This is a genomic window from Ureibacillus endophyticus (assembly GCF_003628435.1).
GTDB classification, from domain to species: domain Bacteria; phylum Bacillota; class Bacilli; order Bacillales_A; family Planococcaceae; genus Ureibacillus; species Ureibacillus endophyticus.
The window spans coordinates 1-17,871 of sequence record NZ_RBZN01000057.1; the positions used below are offsets into that span (position 1 = coordinate 1).

The 17,871-nt window shown below is 34.2% G+C and carries 18 protein-coding genes; 9 read left to right on the plus strand and 9 right to left on the minus strand.

What is annotated here, in order from left to right:
• The 7 genes from D8M03_RS17795 to D8M03_RS15455 all read left to right on the plus strand — a co-directional run.
• A partial coding sequence (locus D8M03_RS17795; protein WP_170148467.1) for a hypothetical protein occupies positions 1-207 on the plus strand: 207 nt, incomplete at its 5' end.
• A gap of 234 nt (positions 208-441) precedes the next feature.
• A complete protein-coding gene (locus D8M03_RS15430; protein ID WP_211330980.1) occupies positions 442-828 on the plus strand; it encodes a response regulator in 387 nt (128 codons plus the stop codon).
• A complete protein-coding gene (locus D8M03_RS15435; protein ID WP_121215715.1) occupies positions 821-1,738 on the plus strand; it encodes a cyclic di-GMP-binding domain-containing protein, MshE-related in 918 nt (305 codons plus the stop codon). The genes D8M03_RS15430 and D8M03_RS15435 overlap by 8 nt, the downstream gene beginning before the upstream one ends.
• A gap of 200 nt (positions 1,739-1,938) precedes the next feature.
• Entirely contained in the window at positions 1,939-2,124 is a 186-nt protein-coding gene (locus tag D8M03_RS15440; protein ID WP_121215716.1) for an SE1832 family protein, read from the plus strand.
• Between the two features lie 397 nt (positions 2,125-2,521).
• Positions 2,522-4,090 (plus strand): ABC-F family ATP-binding cassette domain-containing protein, encoded by a 1,569-nt coding sequence (locus tag D8M03_RS15445; RefSeq protein ID WP_121215717.1) that lies wholly within the window; start codon positions 2,522-2,524, stop codon positions 4,088-4,090.
• Positions 4,091-4,483: 393 nt separating this feature from the next.
• Positions 4,484-4,888, plus strand: a complete 405-nt coding sequence (gene spxA, locus D8M03_RS15450) for a transcriptional regulator SpxA (protein ID WP_121215718.1) — start codon at positions 4,484-4,486, stop codon at positions 4,886-4,888.
• Positions 4,889-4,954: 66 nt separating this feature from the next.
• Positions 4,955-5,407, plus strand: coding sequence for a MarR family winged helix-turn-helix transcriptional regulator (locus D8M03_RS15455; RefSeq protein ID WP_121215719.1), 453 nt, complete (start codon positions 4,955-4,957; stop codon positions 5,405-5,407).
• Between the two features lie 91 nt (positions 5,408-5,498).
• On the opposite strand, the gene D8M03_RS15460 is transcribed toward D8M03_RS15455, so the two are convergent.
• Positions 5,499-6,047: an RNA polymerase sigma factor gene (locus tag D8M03_RS15460; RefSeq protein ID WP_121215720.1), complete on the minus strand. Its 549-nt coding sequence runs from the start codon at positions 6,045-6,047 to the stop codon at positions 5,499-5,501.
• A 320-nt stretch (positions 6,048-6,367) separates the two neighbouring features.
• Between D8M03_RS15460 and D8M03_RS15465 the strand changes: the two genes are divergently transcribed.
• Together D8M03_RS15465 and D8M03_RS15470 are read left to right on the plus strand one after the other, a co-directional pair.
• Entirely contained in the window at positions 6,368-7,750 is a 1,383-nt protein-coding gene (locus D8M03_RS15465) for a dipeptidase (RefSeq protein ID WP_121215721.1), read from the plus strand.
• Positions 7,751-7,928: 178 nt separating this feature from the next.
• Positions 7,929-8,180: a hypothetical protein gene (locus tag D8M03_RS15470; protein ID WP_121215722.1), complete on the plus strand. Its 252-nt coding sequence runs from the start codon at positions 7,929-7,931 to the stop codon at positions 8,178-8,180.
• 487 nt (positions 8,181-8,667) lie between these two features.
• Here the strand turns inward: D8M03_RS15470 and cyoE are convergent, their stop codons facing one another.
• The 8 genes from cyoE to D8M03_RS15505 form a co-directional block, all read right to left on the minus strand.
• Positions 8,668-9,552 carry a heme o synthase gene (cyoE, locus tag D8M03_RS15475; RefSeq protein WP_245987644.1) on the minus strand — a complete coding sequence of 295 codons (885 nt, stop codon included), beginning with the start codon at positions 9,550-9,552 and terminating at the stop codon, positions 8,668-8,670.
• Between the two features lie 316 nt (positions 9,553-9,868).
• Positions 9,869-11,485 carry a M14 family zinc carboxypeptidase gene (locus tag D8M03_RS15480; protein WP_121215724.1) on the minus strand — a complete coding sequence of 539 codons (1,617 nt, stop codon included), beginning with the start codon at positions 11,483-11,485 and terminating at the stop codon, positions 9,869-9,871.
• A gap of 108 nt (positions 11,486-11,593) precedes the next feature.
• A complete protein-coding gene (locus tag D8M03_RS15485) occupies positions 11,594-12,652 on the minus strand; it encodes an AbrB family transcriptional regulator (protein WP_121215725.1) in 1,059 nt (352 codons plus the stop codon).
• 146 nt (positions 12,653-12,798) lie between these two features.
• On the minus strand, positions 12,799-12,951 hold the full coding sequence (locus D8M03_RS17800; RefSeq protein WP_170148468.1) for a hypothetical protein: 153 nt from the start codon (positions 12,949-12,951) through the stop codon (positions 12,799-12,801).
• A gap of 98 nt (positions 12,952-13,049) precedes the next feature.
• Positions 13,050-13,418 (minus strand): VOC family protein, encoded by a 369-nt coding sequence (locus D8M03_RS15490; protein ID WP_121215726.1) that lies wholly within the window; start codon positions 13,416-13,418, stop codon positions 13,050-13,052.
• A 262-nt stretch (positions 13,419-13,680) separates the two neighbouring features.
• A complete protein-coding gene (locus D8M03_RS15495; protein ID WP_121215727.1) occupies positions 13,681-15,795 on the minus strand; it encodes an EAL domain-containing protein in 2,115 nt (704 codons plus the stop codon).
• 626 nt (positions 15,796-16,421) lie between these two features.
• Entirely contained in the window at positions 16,422-16,985 is a 564-nt protein-coding gene (locus D8M03_RS15500) for a DNA-3-methyladenine glycosylase I (protein WP_121215728.1), read from the minus strand.
• 3 nt (positions 16,986-16,988) lie between these two features.
• Positions 16,989-17,726, minus strand: coding sequence for an AAA family ATPase (locus tag D8M03_RS15505; RefSeq protein ID WP_121215729.1), 738 nt, complete (start codon positions 17,724-17,726; stop codon positions 16,989-16,991).
• Positions 17,727-17,871: the final 145 nt, after the last annotated feature.

The window sequence follows — 17,871 nt, forward strand, 5'->3', positions numbered from 1 at the left end:
GCGGAGAACGCTCGTTTAGCTCCGACAACAACTGGAGGAATCGACAAAAGGGTGCTTTTTGCCCTTGAAGGCGATTCTGAAGTTGTCGAGGAGCTAGCGTTCGCAGCTAGACAATTAGAAAAGCGGAGAACGCAAGCACAGCTCTTGAAAGTACTAGCTGACAAGAAAGAAAAGATTCAAAAAGTACTAGCGTTCACATTTGCTTAGCACACATTTTAAAAATAGTATCATCGAACCAGTCATTTCGACTGGTTTTTTTAATTCACAGAATTGTTGGTAGTTTTTCCATCACCCTACTTTTATGAAATTAACTACTTTGTTACAATTTTTTATACAATAGGTACTATTTATTCCCTCTCTATATGATAAAAAGGAATTAGATATAGAGATGTCGAATCATAAAACAAGAAAAAAAGCTTTAAGCAAAAGGAGTTGTAAATCATGAAACAAAACCTAAAAGTTCTAATTTGTGATGATTCAATTTTAATTAGAAAAAAACTACGATCTGTTTTAGAGAAGTGTAAAATTGAAGAAATTATCGAAGCTGAAAATGGTGTGATTGCTGTTGAGCTAGCAAAAGAGCACAATCCTGATTTAATTTTTATGGATATCGTAATGCCAGATAAAGACGGTATTGAAGCATTAAAAGATATTAAAGCATTTAATTCAGAAACAAAAGTTGTAATGGCCTCTTCAGCAGGGACAAGCGATCATCTAAAAGAAGCTCTTGCAAATGGTGCATTTGATTTTATTCAAAAACCAATATCTCTTGAATCTGTGACTCTACTAATTGAGAAAGTTTTGAAGGAGGAAAGTGCCAATGTTTAGCCAATACTTCGGTCATTATTTGTTAAATCGCGGTCTTATTACACGTGAGCAATTAGCAGATGCTTTAGAATATCAAAAAACAGTTCACGTAAAATTTGGGGTAATTGCTGTAGATGAAGGTTTCATGACGACTGCTCAAGTTGAAGAAGTTCACGAAAAACAACGCCAAATGGATAAACGCTTTGGTGAAATCGCGGTAGAGCTTGGTTATTTAACAGAATCACAAGTTGAAGCACTAATCTCTCACCAAAAACAAAGTCATCTTTATTTAGCACAGGCACTTGTTGATCGCGAGTACATGACAATCGACGAATTCGGTGCAGCACTAAATGAATATAAGAAAGAAAATAGCTTATCTGATGAACAATTTGAAGCAATTCGCAACGGTAATATCGATGCATTAGTTCAACAACTTCTAGTGTCAGATGAAGAGAAAGCAGCTAAATATGGACGCTACTTATCATTATTTGCAAAAAATATGATTCGTTTTATTGATGATCAAGTGTATCTTGAAGTTTCAGAGGATAATAATATCACACCGAGTAACTGGTTAATTAAACAAGATATTATTGGTGCAGCTCCACTATTCACTGGTATTAGTACAGACGATCAAACATTATTATATATCGCTTCTATTTATGCTGAAGAAGAATTAACTCAAGTTGATGCATTCGCAAAGGATGCCGTAAGTGAATTTTTAAATTTACATAACGGTATTTACTTAGTAAACATGTCTAACTGGGGTACTGAGCTTAACATGAACCCTCAACAAATTATTGAGAATGCTTCTATTTCAGGTGAGTTATTCACAGTAAACGTTGTTACAGCAAAAGGTACATTCCAATTAGTGTTATCAGATGACACAACGAACATAAAAATTGAGTCTGCAGCTGGAACTCAAACTGTATAAATAATAGTAGAATCGCTCTGTACGGCCTACACTGTCCAGAGCTTTTTATTTTGTGTGTTCAACCATAATTACCCTCATTATCCCCTTTTTAAACTTATTATTAATGATAAAATCCATCTTGTTATGATACAATAACATCTAGAATTACATAAACGAAATCACAAAATCGGGACTTTCCGATTTTTTAAAGGAGCATTTTTATGTCTACAAAATCAGAGCTTCAACAAAAAATTGCAGAACTTAAAATGGATTATATAAATTTACAAGGTGATATCGAAAAACTTGAAAATACAGGACATATTGAGTCTGTTGCAAAAGCGGAAGAGCGCCTTGCCAACATGGAAAAACAACTTGCTGAACTGAATAAACAGCTCGCGGCGTTGTAAAAATGCCGCGAGTTTTTTTATAGAAAAGCGGAGAACGCTTGCCCAGCTCCGACAACAACTGGAGGAATCGACAAAAGGGTGCTTTTTTGCCCTTGAAGGCGATTCTGAAGTTGTCGAGGAGCTAGCGTTCGCAGCTGGACAAATAGAAAAGCGGAGCGCGTTTGTTCAGCCGTGAAAGAAACTGGAGACTTCTGACAAGTGTACTTGTACACGCAGGAGGAAGTCGAAGTGTCCGAAAGAGCTAGCGTTCGCAGCTAGACATTAAGAAATGCGGAGGTCTCTCGCTCTGGCTCCTTCACGTTAAAAATGCTGAAAAATAGAGCTCTCCACTGTCAAATTCTCAAATTAAAATTAAGATTTTACAATAATTCAATTATTATCGGGGGAAAATTTATATATGGCAATATTAACTGTTGAAAAGTTAGGTCACTCTTTTGGGGATCGTACCCTTTTTAAAGATGTTTCCTTTCGTTTAGTAGAAGGCGATCATATCGGACTTGTCGGTGCTAATGGTGTAGGAAAATCTACATTAATGGGGATTATTACAGGACAAATCATTCACGATACAGGAAAAGTAGAATGGCTTCCAGGTACACATTACGGCTACCTTGACCAACACACTGTATTAAGTGCAGGACGTACTATGCGAGATGTCCTACGCGATGCATTCTTACCTCTTTATAAAAAAGAAGAAGAACTAAATGAAATTACAGCTAAAATGGCAGATGCCACACCTGAAGAATTAGAAGTTCTGTTAGAGCAAATGGCAGATGTTCAAGACGCTTTAGATGCGGGCGATTTTTATACACTAGATATTAAAATAGAAGAAGTTGCACGAGGATTAGGGTTAGATGCAATTGGATTAGAACGAGATGTTGCTGCTCTTTCAGGTGGTCAACGTACTAAAGTTTTATTAGCAAAACTTTTACTTGAAAAACCAAAAGTATTATTACTAGATGAGCCTACTAACTACTTAGATGAAGAGCATATTACATGGCTTTCAAATTATTTAAAAGATTATCCTTATGCTTTTCTTTTAATTTCCCATGACACAGAATTTATGAACGGTGTTGTAGATGTTATTTTCCATCTAGAGTTTTCAAAGATGACTCGCTATACAGCAACATACGAGAAATTTTTAGAGCTAGCGGAAATTAATAAACGTCAACATATTGATGCTTACGAAAAGCAGCAAGAATTCATTAAAAAACAAGAAGAATTTATTGCAAAAAATAAAGCTCGTTACTCAACAACTGGTCGTGCTAAGTCTCGCCAAAAACAATTAGAGCGTTTAGAGAGAATCGATCGACCAGAAACTGCAGTTAAGCCTGAATTTAGTTTCAAAGAATCCCGTGCTTCAAGTCGCTATGTTGTTGAAGCAGAAAATTTATCCATTGGGTATGATCCAGCAAAACCTTTATTACCACCTCTTACATTTACGATTGAACGTGGAGAAAAAATCGCATTAATCGGGATGAACGGTGTTGGGAAATCTACTTTACTCAAAACAATGCTTGGTAAAATTAATGCTCTAGGTGGTTCGGTACGCCGTGGGGACTTCTTATTCCCTTCCTACTTTGAGCAAGAAGTTAAAGCTGGAAACATTACACCAATCGATGATGTGTGGAATGCATTTCCAAGCATGGACCAACATCAAGTACGTGCGGCATTAGCACGAGCTGGCTTGAAAAATGAACATATTTCACGTCCATTAAATTCATTATCTGGGGGCGAGCAAGCAAAAGTACGTTTATGTAAGCTAATGATGGAAGAATCAAACTGGCTAATCTTTGACGAACCAACAAACCACTTAGACGTTGATGCAAAAGCAGAATTAAAACGTGCTATGCAAGAATATAAAGGAACAATCGTATTAGTATCCCACGAACCAGAATTTTACGAAGGTTTGGCAACAAAAGTATGGAACGTTCAAGATTGGTTCACTTCTGGGAAGACAGATTTATAAAATCCAATCGGTTTGAACATCTTAATAGGATGTTCAACCGTTTTTTTATTTCGCAAAATCTCCTTACTTAATGTCATTGGTATATTTTTTTGAACCCTCCCCTACTCAATCCCCTATTAAAAAATTCTTTTAATCTAACTATTTTAACAACAAAAATACAATTGACCTTTCAATTTTGTTCTGCCAATTATTCAAATCAATTCTCAAATTTTTGAAACTTTTTTCTCCTTTACTACGTATATATTTATAGAAAAACGGTTATAGATATATGTGAAGCCCACTTAAATATAAAGTGACTATTGACTTACAATTAGCTTACTGGTAAGATATTTATAACGACAAAATCTCTTACTAATAAGCTATTACAAAACAAATGAAAGCGAGGAGATTTTAATGACAGTTACAATTTATACTCAATCTAGCTGTTCTTCATCAAGAAAAGCTATTAAATGGTTAAAAGAAAACAAGATTGACTACACAGAAAAACGAATTACTTCTCAACCTTTAACATTAGCAGAATTTAAAAATATATTAAGAATGACAGAAGACGGTACTGACGAAATCATCGCTACTAACTCTAACGACTTTAAAAATCTTGATATTGATATTGACCAACTTTCTATTCAAGATTTATATAACTTAATTCAACAACATCCACGTATGTTAAGAAGTCCTATTTTACTAGATGAAAAACGAATTCAAGTTGGTTATAACGAGATGGACATTCGACGCTTCATTCCACGTAAAGTACGTGCTTATGAATTAAACGCGATGCAACAACTTGTATCACAAGTTTAATTGTCTCGTGAATGAAGTATTTCACCAGACATGCGATATGATTTATGTAAGTGGAGCGAAAACATTATGGATAGCCAAAGATATGAAACTCTTTCCTCCCTATTTGAAGTTGTAGCTTCATTAGAGAGAAAATGGGCAAATGAATGGAATCAACAGAATAATTTAGGATTTTCAAAATCTCATATTCTGCTTTTAGATTTATTATCAAAAGAAGGACCAAAACGACCTTCAGCCATTGCAGAACGGTTAAAAGTAACTACTGGTGGTGTTACAGTACTTACAACGAAGCTAATCAAAAGCGGATTAATCGAGAAAACTCAGAATAGCGCCGATCGCCGTGCTGCTCAAATTGCGATTACACCAGAAGGAGAAAAAGTCCTTGTAGAATCTCGAGCTCAAGTAACCGCAATGGCAAACTCTATGTTTGGCATGCTTTCTACTGATGAAATTAAAACGCTACATACTATCTTTGAAAAATGCTTAGTTAGTGGAAATGGCCAACAAGGTAAACTTGAGTAGAGAATTTGATTTTCTACCCAGAGTTTTTATGGCTAATAATTAAAACGCAAGATGCTCAATCTGCACCTTGCGTTTTTTATTTTGTATATTTTTAAGCAGGAAGTACCACTTCTGCAATATTGTCATCAGACAATAAGATTTCTTTTAAACGTGCTTTTGCTCTAAATAGACGAGATTTGACTGTTCCAATTGAAACCTTCATAAGTGTAGAGATTTCAGCAAGTGAATATTGATCCACATAAAAATACCATAACGTTTTTTGATAGATGCCGTCCAATTGTAGCATTTTTTCCTGTACAATTTTTGTTACGGCGTCCTTTTCAATTTGTTCTTCAGTTGATATGTCATTATTGGGAACCAAATCTAAAATCGGTACGTCTAATGTTTCAGGTTGACTCATCATATATTTGCTTCTTCTCACATTTTTGCGATAACGGTCGCGGAATGTATTCATTGTAATTGTTGTTAACCAAGCTTTTACATGGTCAACCTGCTTTACTTGTTCTTCATTACGAACAACTTTTACCCACACTTCCTGCATTAAATCTTCAGCTTCTGCAGTGTTGCGTGTTAATTTTAAACATAAGTGATATATATAACGATTAAATTCCTCGTAAATTGCCGATAAACAGTTAGTCATTTTTAATTTCCTCCATTATCTAACTTCTGTTATCATTTTCCCAAATTATTGGATTACACTCTATCGTATTTGCTTTCAATTTCATTACATTCCTGTAAGATTCAAACCCATCACTTGTAATTTTTGAAATTGTTTGTACAACAGTTGACTTAAATTTTCAAAATTGTTTGTGTTTGTTTGTGTACCTGGCACTGGAAATATTCAGAATTGTTTGTGTACCGGGTACTCCTGCTCTTCAGAAGCTCACCATCAATACGATATGCCTTGATGTGCTATACTATTTCTGCTACTTGAAAATTTTGAAAAGAGAGGGATTCGCATTGAGTCATTTACAAAAGTTAGATAAGTATTTCTCGGATAACCGCGAGAAGCATTTAGAAGAATTGTTTGATTTCCTTCGCATTCCAAGCATTAGCTCCCTTTCAGAGCATAAAGAAGACATGCAGACAGCTGCTAATTGGCTAGCAGATAAACTTCGTAAACTAAATATCGAAAACGTTTCGGTAGACCCTACAAAAGGACACCCAGTCGTTTACGGGGAATGGCTACACGCTGAAGGTAAACCAACCATACTATTTTATGGACACTATGATGTACAACCAGTAGATCCGTTAAATTTATGGGATTCTGAACCTTTCAAACCTGAAATACGAGACAACAAACTGTTTGCTCGTGGTGCATCTGATGATAAAGGCCAAGTGTATATGCACTTAAAAATGATTGAGGCATTATTTGCTACAGAAGGTACACTTCCGGTAAACGTAAAATTCATTTATGAAGGTGAAGAAGAAATCGGTAGCCCTAATCTACCAGCCTATGTAGAAGCAAATAAAGAAAAGTTAGCTGCAGACCTAATCTTAATTTCTGATACAGGCCTTTATGCTCCAGGAAAACCTGCCGTGTGTTATGGATTACGCGGTTTAACAGGCGTTCAAATAGACGTGCGTGGAGCAAAGGGAGATTTACATTCAGGTTTATATGGTGGTGGCGTTCAAAACGCAATTCATGCACTAGCAGAAATCCTTGCTTCCTTCCGTGATGAACATGGCACAATTCAAGTTGAAGGTTTCTATGATAAAGTACGCCCTCTTTCAGATGAAGAACGTCAAGCATACCGCGACCTTCAATTTGATGAAGAAGCACTAAAAGAAGAAATTGGTGTTCAAGAATTGTTTGGTGAAGCTGGCTATTCTTATCTTGAACAAACTTGGGCTCGTCCTACATTAGAAGTTAACGGTGTATTTGGAGGATTCTCTGGTGAAGGAATTAAGACAGTACTACCCGCAGAAGCAGGAGCAAAAATTACTTGTCGTTTAGTACCAGATCAAGATCCAAACGAAATCGTTCAATTACTAAAAGCACATATTGAAAAGCATAAACCAAAAGGCGTAACAGTAAATGTTTCTGAATTTGATAAAGGTGCACCTTACATGACTCCTTTTGATCATCCGCTTATTCAAGCTGCAGGTCGATCTTATGAGAAAATCTACAATGTTCCTACAGCTTTTATTCGCGGAGGCGGTTCGATTCCAATCGTTGCAGCATTCGATGAAATATTATCATTACCAGTAGTGTTAATGGGCTTTGGACTAAATAGCGAGAACTTCCACGCACCTAATGAACACTTCCATTTAGAAAACTTTGATAAAGGCCTTCGTGTACTTGGTGATTATTTACACGAAGTATCAAATTTAAAACTATAACCACATTGGTGACTCAAAGGGTATCTTTTGAGTCACTTTTTTCTATTTTCAAACTCTCTCAATTTATATTACAAATATTACATATGTTAATTTAAAAGGAATTTTCTAAATATTTGTAGAATTGAACTTATACCATAAAACGCTAGATAATAAAAACATTTGTTAGGAGAGTGATAGAATGGAAACAAAATGGGGTTTAGTATTTTATTTCCAACCAGTTGTAGGTTTACTGCTTTTATTGATTGGAATTTATACTTTTGTAGCAGGCAGTCCACACTTACTTCCTTGGGCATTTATTTTAACAGGTCCCTTATTTAGTGCTATGGCTTTTATCGAATCTCAAGCACCAAAGAAAAATGCTAGCATTTTTTACTCCACTTTAGCGGCTATTGCATTTTTATTTGGATTCTATTCATTTATTGCATTCTAACATTGATATCATTCCGATGAAATATATCTATATTTCATCGGTTTTTTAATTATTAAAAACACCATGCCTCTCGAACAGCACGGTGTTTTAATACGACCTAAAAAAGCGTTATTCTATATAATATAAAGGGGAGGTTATATATGTTGTCAAAGCTTTTATTAGGTTCTTAAATAGCCTACTAGACACTTTAAGAGCGACTTACATAAAACGTTATCGAATGTTTAACGCTTTATGTTAATTAAAGTGTAACATCAACTTATTTCCTTGAATATCCCCTCTAATACCATGTCACATTTTTATCACAATCATGTTCACAAATTTGAGATGATTTGTTTATAAAACATACAAAATCCCTATTAAAGCACCTATTTCTTCTACCATGCACATATATAACATATTAAATTTTTATCAAATAAAAAAGAGATGTGCATCATACACATCTCTTTCAAAGATGATGATAACATTTAGATATCATCATCCCCATCTGTTATTGAAGAAAAATACCTACCGATGCATATATAATAACTGTTGCAAAAACAGCAGTCATATAAATTAAAGAATATGCAAACATTTTATTTGCCCATTTTTTCTCATCCATTTGGCGGTAACCAACAAAACTAATCCATAACCAAATACCACCTAAAACTAAAGAAGCGCACATTAATCCCAAACTTAATGGAATAAATAATAAGCTAGTAAACATCATAAGTATAAGATATATATTTGTTTGAATATATGTTCTTCTCATACCTTTAATAACAGGTAACATAGGGATATTCGCTGCACCATAGTCATCTCTTTTACGGATGGCAATGGCATAGAAATGTGGCATTTGCCAAATAACCATAATAATAAACAATGCCCATGCTGCTGGATGCCATATATCTGGAGCAACAGCTGCCCAACCAATTAATGGTGGCATTGCTCCCGAAATACTTCCTACCTCAGTATTCCAGATAGTCTTTCTTTTTGTCCACATTGTATATGGAACCACATAAAAGAAAACACCTAAAAATCCAAGAAATGCTGCAAGCGGCGTTGTTAAGTACAATGCAATTAGTCCTGCTATGAGTATTACAAATCCAACAATTAATACATTTTTTGAATTTAACTCACCTGTTACTGTAGGACGTGATTTCGTACGTTGCATAATTGCATCAATATCACGGTCATATAGATTATTAAAAGATCCTGCAGCCCCGATAATTAAGGCCGTACCAATAAAGGCAAATAAAATATGTGGTATATGTTCAACAAAACTTAGTTCATACGTATATAGAGCGAGCATTAGTGCAGCAATCATCGGAACTAAGTTGGACTTAATAATTCCGGTTTTTACTGTCTTCGCCCATAAGTTCATATAGTTTTGCATAGTGTGTCTAATTCTCCTCATTGTTAGGCTCACGTAGATAAGCACTATATTCTATCATACCACTTAAATAGGATATACAACAATCATATTAATTTTGAAAAATAAATGGCTAATTGTAAAGAAAATGCATACCGTGTTATACATACAAACTCTACAACGCAAATAATAGTATAGTACATATAAGGCCATATTTAAATAACTTCGAAATATACTATTAAATTCAGTGATTTAAACACTTGGCCAGCATATAATTGATAGAGATTTGATTATTACATATATTAAAAAGGTGCCTCAACATTTTGAGACACCCATTAATTTATCTTTTATTTGCTTCGTTTGCTGCTAGTAAGCCTATAGTTTGGTGCTTTTTCCATACACTATCCCAATATTTCAATGACACAACTGTTTCTCCTACAGCTGGTGCTATTTCAACTGTAATTCCCGGTATTTTATAGTTCATAATAAACCAATCAGTTGAGGCTCCTGAACCAGTTTCCCCAGTTGGCGGTAACACTCGATAACCTGTAACCTTACTAATCATTTTTGCAACAGAAAGGTCGCGAGTTAATTGAGTACCTTTTTGGTGATGATAATAATAAAGGACAGATCCTGAACTATGATAAGAAATGTAGGATTTAAACTTATGCTTTGCTACAAAATTTCTTAATGCCTGTGATTCTGGCTCAGAAAATGCTTTGGTACCTTTGTAATTTTTATAGGAAGGTGCTTTTGCTGTAGCCTTTGTCGCCCATCCCCCATCAAAGTTACGATTTAAATCTACTCCGCGAATATTTGCTTTCCAACGATTATAGTTTGTGCTACCATTATTTAATTTTTTAGTAGAAGCACTGGCATTTTCTTTTGTTTGTACAAGTGTTACACCATCTGGATTCATCATTGGTACAAACCAAATACTTACTTGGTCTAATAATGTTTTAACTTGATAGCCATTAAACTTTGTTCCTTTTACATAATGATATGTATATTGATCAATCATTTCGAGCAACACATTCGTTGTCATATGTTCCCTTGCATGCATCGAAGCATCCATTAATATTTCTTTTTTACCAGTTCCCACTTTTAATGCATACAAAGTTCTTCCCTGTACAGATGTACCAATTTTAACAAGCTCGGTAAATTCAGGATACATATAAGAAAATACTTTCAAATAATACTCCATTTCCTTATAAGTAATATTCTTCTTCGGCATTACCTGATCTAAATGCTGGAAGTTACTTAAGTCTACATACACTCGTTTACCAAGTAACTCAATAACACCTCGGCCACCAGTGACCATATGTAATTTCACTTGCTCTCCTTTTACAATTGTTCCAATACTATTACCAGCTTTATCAGTAATTGGCGAGTCTTTTTCAGCAACAATTGTTCTTGGAAAACTTCCTTGTATATGTGCTTCTAAATTAGATTTCTCATCGGTTGATGTAAAAGCATCTCTTGGAATATAAAAGTACTTACTTCCTGCTTTCACAATTAAATAATTTGTCGTCACTCTCGTTGGTGTAATCACTACTCCCTCTTCTAACGTTCCAACCTCTTTAAATACGCCGGATGAAACAAAATAATAAGGAGTAGTTTTTATTACTTTCCCATTTCCATTTGTATAAGGTGAAATTTCAGGTTCTAATTCCGGTAATGGTTCTACATCGGATGGTTCTGAGGGTTCTGAAGTTCCTCCATCTTCTTCTGTAGGTACGGTTATTTCTTCAGCCTCGTTTGGTGGTTGCTCTGTAGACTCTGTAGGTTGAGTTTCATTAATTGTAGAATCCAACTCTTGATTAATTACCGGTAACTCTTCATTTACAGCATTTTCTTCATCTAAACTTATTTCTTCATTCGCGGAAACTACCGAAAATTGAGAGAGTACAAGTGCAGTTGCTAAAAAAATAGAAAGCCGCTTCTTGTTTTTAGCCATGATTTCAACTCCAATATATAGTTTTCTGATATATTATTCATTTCTATCATTTTAACTATATAAATAGAGATTTACTATAACAAACCTGTAAAATTTTTGTTAAATACATTAACTTTTAACAATACTAATATCATTTTTCTTATCTATCATAGAACATGCTACTTTCAATAACGGTAGTACAACGAGAAAAACAAATAGCAATCTAAACATTTGGAACACTGTAACTACAGACACATCTGCACCAACTGCTGTAGCAAGCAAGCTCATTTGATCTAGTCCACCTGCTGCAGTACTTAAAAAGCTTGTTGCTAATGAATAATGTAAAAAGTATTTTAATAGTAATGCTTGACCAAATGTCACAGCTAACAGGAACAATGCAATACCAATACCTAAAATTAAAACCCGTTTTCCTAACTTCAACATTTCTGGCTTCAATTGAAGTCCGATGTATGCTCCCATAAATAATTGTGCAATATGAAGTAATATGCTTGGTAATTCTGGTGTATCAATTGAACAAACATTAAGGATCACCAATAATAATACTGGCGACAAAAAGAATGATACCGGGATTTTCAATTTTAACCCTACAATCGCACTAACGTAAGAGGCAATTATTAATAAAATTATTGGAATGATGGATCCCAGTTCGAGACTATCTCCACCGCTTGCCTGAATAATATGACCCGAGAGAAAAAAAGGCACGAGGAATACAATACTAATGATTCGAACTACGTGGAAGAAAACAACAACTGCTAAGTCGATATCTTTTTCTTCCTCAGCAAACACTGTAATTTGTGCTAAACCACCCGGTACAGTACAAGTTAATGCTGTCTTTAATGATATGTTACCTATTTTTTGTATCCCCAATGCCATAAAGATGCTAATAATTACGAGCACAATATTTAAAAGAAGCATGAATGTAACCAGCCAACCCGCTCCAGCTAGTAAATTCATTTGAAAAGCTTGACCAATGGAGATTCCCACAATTATTAACCCAAAATTCCGAAATTTGACTGGCCAGTATAATTCATATTTTATTAAGAACTGACTAATTAAGACAGCAAATAATGGCCCTAACATCCAAGGTACTGGCAGACCAGTTAGATTAAAACAAAAAACACCAATTAAACTAATAAGCACAACCAAACCAATTGATTTAAAATGCACAAACCGTACTCCTCTACTTTTCTATAAGATTACCATAAAATGATAAAAAAACCGAAATCCTTTGATTGAAGGAAATCGGCTTAAGAAAGAGGGTTGTGAGTTATGTGCTTATCAGTCTAACTATAATTTGTGCAAAGTAAGAGGAATTATACTTTTTCTAATATTAATTTTTTCAATTCTTCTTGTGACTCTTTTAATGTTTTTACTTCTTGCTCTAAAGAATCAATTTTATCAAGCATTGGTTGTAATGCCTCACTTAACATGATTTGTAGACGGGCTGCTTTTTCGTTATTTTCCATTATGCTTGCCTCCATTAAAGAAGTATTTTACTTACATGTTTATAATACTTCTTTCACTAATGAAAAAACAGTACTTCATACCAATCGTAATAAAACTGTCATGATTGCTGTAAGTTTAAAAGCCACCCTACCCCAAATTGATCGACAACATTGGCATGTAACGCACCCCAAGAAGTTTGCTGAAGCTCAAAGGTTATACTCCCGTCAACTATAAGCGATTGATAAACCCTCCTAATTTCTTTCTCACTTTCACATTCCAAAGAAATGCGTACGTTATCACCTTTTTGAGTTTGTCCATAAGTATCAGAAAAATGAATACTACTTGAACCAAAAGACAGCTCAGCATATAAGCATTTCCCATCATCATCTTGTTGAATATTTCGTATTTCACCACCAAATAGATTGCGATAAAATTCTATCACTTCAATGCAATTGTCCACAAAAACATACGGGCTTGCGCTTCTCATCTTAATTCCTCCATTTGAATAGAATCGTTTCTCCAATATTTTAATATTCTCAATTTATTTTGAACTTATGATGGAATGAACTTTTTAGATAAAACTTAGCAATTAACTTCAGATTTTTATCTTTTATCTGCATTATGAAAATCATTAGAACTTTTCCAATTGCAGTTTTACCCTTCATTGCTCAAAACCTACTTCAACGAAAGCTACTAAAAATCAAAAAAGAACGATTAAGTTTCCTTAAACGTCCTTTAAAAATGAACTTTTATATTGTTACAAGTAGACGATCCATAAATTGCTCAAAAGCATCCACCTTTAATGGTCGGCTGAAGAAATAACCTTGTCCGAATCTACAGCCATCTTTTGATAGCTTAAGAACATGGTCTTGTAATTCTATTCCTTCTGCAATTACTTGAAGCCCTATGGAATCAGCAATTTTTAGTATTGCTTGTACAATCGCGCTACTTTCCTCATTTTGGTGGATATCTTTCACAAATGATTGATCTATCTTTAAAATATCAATCGGTAAGTTTTTAATATAACTTAAGGAGCTGTACCCTGTCCCAAAATCATCTAAAGAGATTTGAATACCTAACTGACGTATCTCTCGTAAAATCTTAACAATATTCTCTACATCTGCAAGAATACTTTCTGTCACTTCAATTTCTAACCACTCTGGATTGAGCTTTGTTTCCATTAATACATTTTTTACTTTATCAATGAACAAAGGATCTTCCAATTGACGAACAGACACATTTACTGAAACTGTTATATCAGTATAACCAATATCATGCCATTTTTTAGTTTGTTTACAACTTTCCTTTAAAATCCATTCCCCTAAAGGAACGATTAATCCGGTTTCTTCTGCTAGTGGGATAAACTTACCAGGAGAAATCGTACCTAGATCCGGATGATGCCAACGAACCAGCGCTTCCATACCTATGATCTTGTTTGTTTGAAGATTTACTTTCGGCTGATATTCTAAATAAAATTGGTTTTCTTTAATAGCAGTTCTCATAGCACTTTCAAGTAAGCGACGTTCAATAGATTGATTTTCGATTGTTTTATTAAAAATTAAAAAATCATTTTTCGAGCCGCTTTTCACATGAGCAAGAGCGTTGTCTGCATTTTTTATAAGTTCTTCAGGCGAATCTCCGTGCTCAGGATAATTTGCTACACCAATACTACATGTCACAAAATAATCTTGTCCTTCAATATTAATTGCTTCATTAAAGTTGCTTAGTATTCGTTTTACAATAGCTTCAGTTTCTTGTATATCTTTTACCTTATTTAACATGACGATAAATTCATCGCCACCCATTCGACCTGCGATATCAATTGGGCGAATTGCCTTTTGGATATTTTCTGCAGCTCTCTTCAGTACAATATCTCCCACATCATGACCTACTTGATCATTAATTGATTTAAAGTTATCTAAATCTATAGATAGAATAGACATTTTATATTTTGATTTATGTCGATTAATTAATTCGTTGCGGAGTTGATTCATGAAAGAACGTCTATTTGGAAAATCCGTTAAAGCATCATGATAAGCTAAATGGAAGATTTTCTTTTCTACTTCTTTCTTACCTGTAATATCCTTCATCACAACTAAAATAAGGTCTTTAAAGGAACCATCTGTATGCTTTGTTTTACTGATAACTGCCTCTACAAAAATATAGTTCCCCTTTATTGTACGTAACCTAAATTCGCAATCTAAGCTTTGTTGTCCCTTTTCTAAAAAGAAATCCAAATCTTTTTGTAAAAAAGGCAAGTCATCGTGGTGAATCAAGTCAAACAAATTCCCTTGTTCCAATTCCTTTAAATCGTAGTGTAATACATTCTGAAATGATGGTGAAGCATATTCGATGTTACCATTTTCTCTAATTAACGTAATTAGGTTAACTGTATTCTCAGCAATCAAACGATATTTTTCGTTACTTTGAATAACCTGTTCCTCTAATTCCTTTTCCTTCGTTATATCTGTCCGAATTGAAATATATTGATAGGGCTTTCCCTTTTCATTTAGGAATGGAACTATCGTGGCGTGAACCCAATAAAGGCTTCCATCTTTTCTTTTGTTTTTGATTTCCCCACTCCAGATGTTTCCCTCGCCGATACACTTCCACATATCTTTAAAGAATTGTTTCGAATGGTAGCCAGAATTTAAGATTCGATGGTTTTGACCCATTAATTCTTCTCGACTATATTGGGATAATTCACAAAATAAATCATTTACATAATTAATAGTGCCTGTTTGATCTGTAATCGCGATAATGGATGACTTATCTAGTGCATATTCTATATCCAGCAGTTTTTTCAACTGCTCTTTAATCTCTTCAATATTTGATTCATCAATCATTTGTTTCATTATCTTCATGATTGTTTACTCCTTAGCCAAATAAAAACTTGCCATACCGTCCATAATCGTGTTAACTTCTCTAATTTATTACATTTTACCAAAGTATTAACTCATAGTAGGTATATAGTTGTGAACAAACTAAGAAAATTAATACTTTTACCTTTGTACCTATACCATTTATAGGAATAAATTAGTATATCATTATGTCTTATCTGCATTTTTTTGTAAATAATTTGTATTCACTATAGTTACATGATATATGTTTAATAAACTGCAAATAAAACAAAAACATTCAAAGTGTGTAAACTTTGAATGCTTAATCGTTTCTTCTTTGTTCGGGACACCCACTAAAACAAAACTATAATTCTTTGTCCCCTCTTTTGTCCTTATCGGGAGATTAGCTTACATTATTAAATAAGAGTAGCATTAGAATTAATCGTTACATTTAATTGTATACCCTATGAAATATTCATTTATAAATTGTTGAGTTAATTCTATTTTAACTTTATCTTCATTGAATTCTTTTAAGGAGCAGGCGGTCACTATGATTAAAACTAACAATAATATAAATGGGAATCTCTTCAAGTACTCCCCCTTCCATATGAAATGCAATTATATAGGAAGAGTTCAATCATTTATTAATCTTACTTATTTGTTGGATGACAGAAGCAATCTAAAGTATGGTCATTTATCATCCCAACAGCTTGCATAAATGAATAGCAAATTGTACTACCAACAAATTTAAAACCATCTTTTTTCAATCGTTTACTCATCTTGTCGCTAAGTTCATTTGAAGCTGGAACTTCCGATATCGTTTTCCAATGGTTAATAATTGGTGTATGATCGACAAATCCCCATATGTAATTCGAAAAAGAACCGTACTCTTTTTGTATTCTTAAAAAGGCCTCCGCATTGGTTACAACACTTTGAATTTTTAATCGATTCCTTACAATTCCTGCATCTAGTCTCAATGCTTCAAGTTTTTCTTCTGTATAGCAAACAATTTTTTTCGCATCAAAATTATCAAATGCCTTTCGGTAATTCTCCCTTTTTTGTAAAATTGTCCACCAACTAAGGCCAGCTTGAGCACCTTCTAGACATAACATTTCGAAAAGATGGCGATCATCATAGACAGGAACTCCCCATTCCTTATCGTGATAATCAATATACAATTGCTCCTTTGTTACCCATGCACAACGATTTACCACTCTTTACTCCTCCTCTTCTAATATATCTCGCAAAAATTTTTCCCTATTTTCTAAAAAGTATCGTGTAATTTGATAATGATCTGTTTCTTCATAATTAACTTCTTTAATCTCTCCATCATCAAAACTGAATATTGTAGCACCTGGATATCCTAATAGTATGGGCGAATGGGTAGCAATAATAAATTGACAGTTTCCATTCGTAGTAAGGTCATGTAGAATTTTTAAAAATGATAATTGCTTTTGAGGTGATAATGCTGCCTCAGGTTCATCCAATAAATAGATAGCACCACCCCTAAATCGGTTCAAGAAAAGAGAAAGAAAAGATTCACCATGGGATTGTTCATGTAACGATTTTCCTCCATAAGCTTTATATGAATTCACTTTATCTTCCTCCCACATCTCATCAATATGGGTTGCAAAGTTATAAAAAGATTCTGCTCGAAGGAAAAAACCATTTGTAACTTTTGGCCACCAAGAAAGGCGGATATATTGACCAAGGGCCGATTCTGCGCGGTGCACTTGATAAATATTATTTCTTCCACCACCAGCTGTATTAAATCCACACATTTCTGCAATTGCTTCTAGCAGGGTTGATTTCCCTGACCCATTCTCACCAACAAAGAAGGTAACATTGTTTTCAATCTCCATTTGCTCCAAACTCCTAATTGATGGGATTGAAAACGGATATTCTTTATAAGATGAGATTAATTCTCTTTTTAATTCAACTCTTTTTAAAAACATAAAACATCCCCCCTAGCCCTTAGACGTATTGTCAAAACTTATATATATAAATCGCTAATAATCGTTGGTTTTACAGTCTTTTATGCAAAAAAACTTGCCACCCCCTGAATTTTGATGTTAGTTGAGGTTACCACACCACACAACT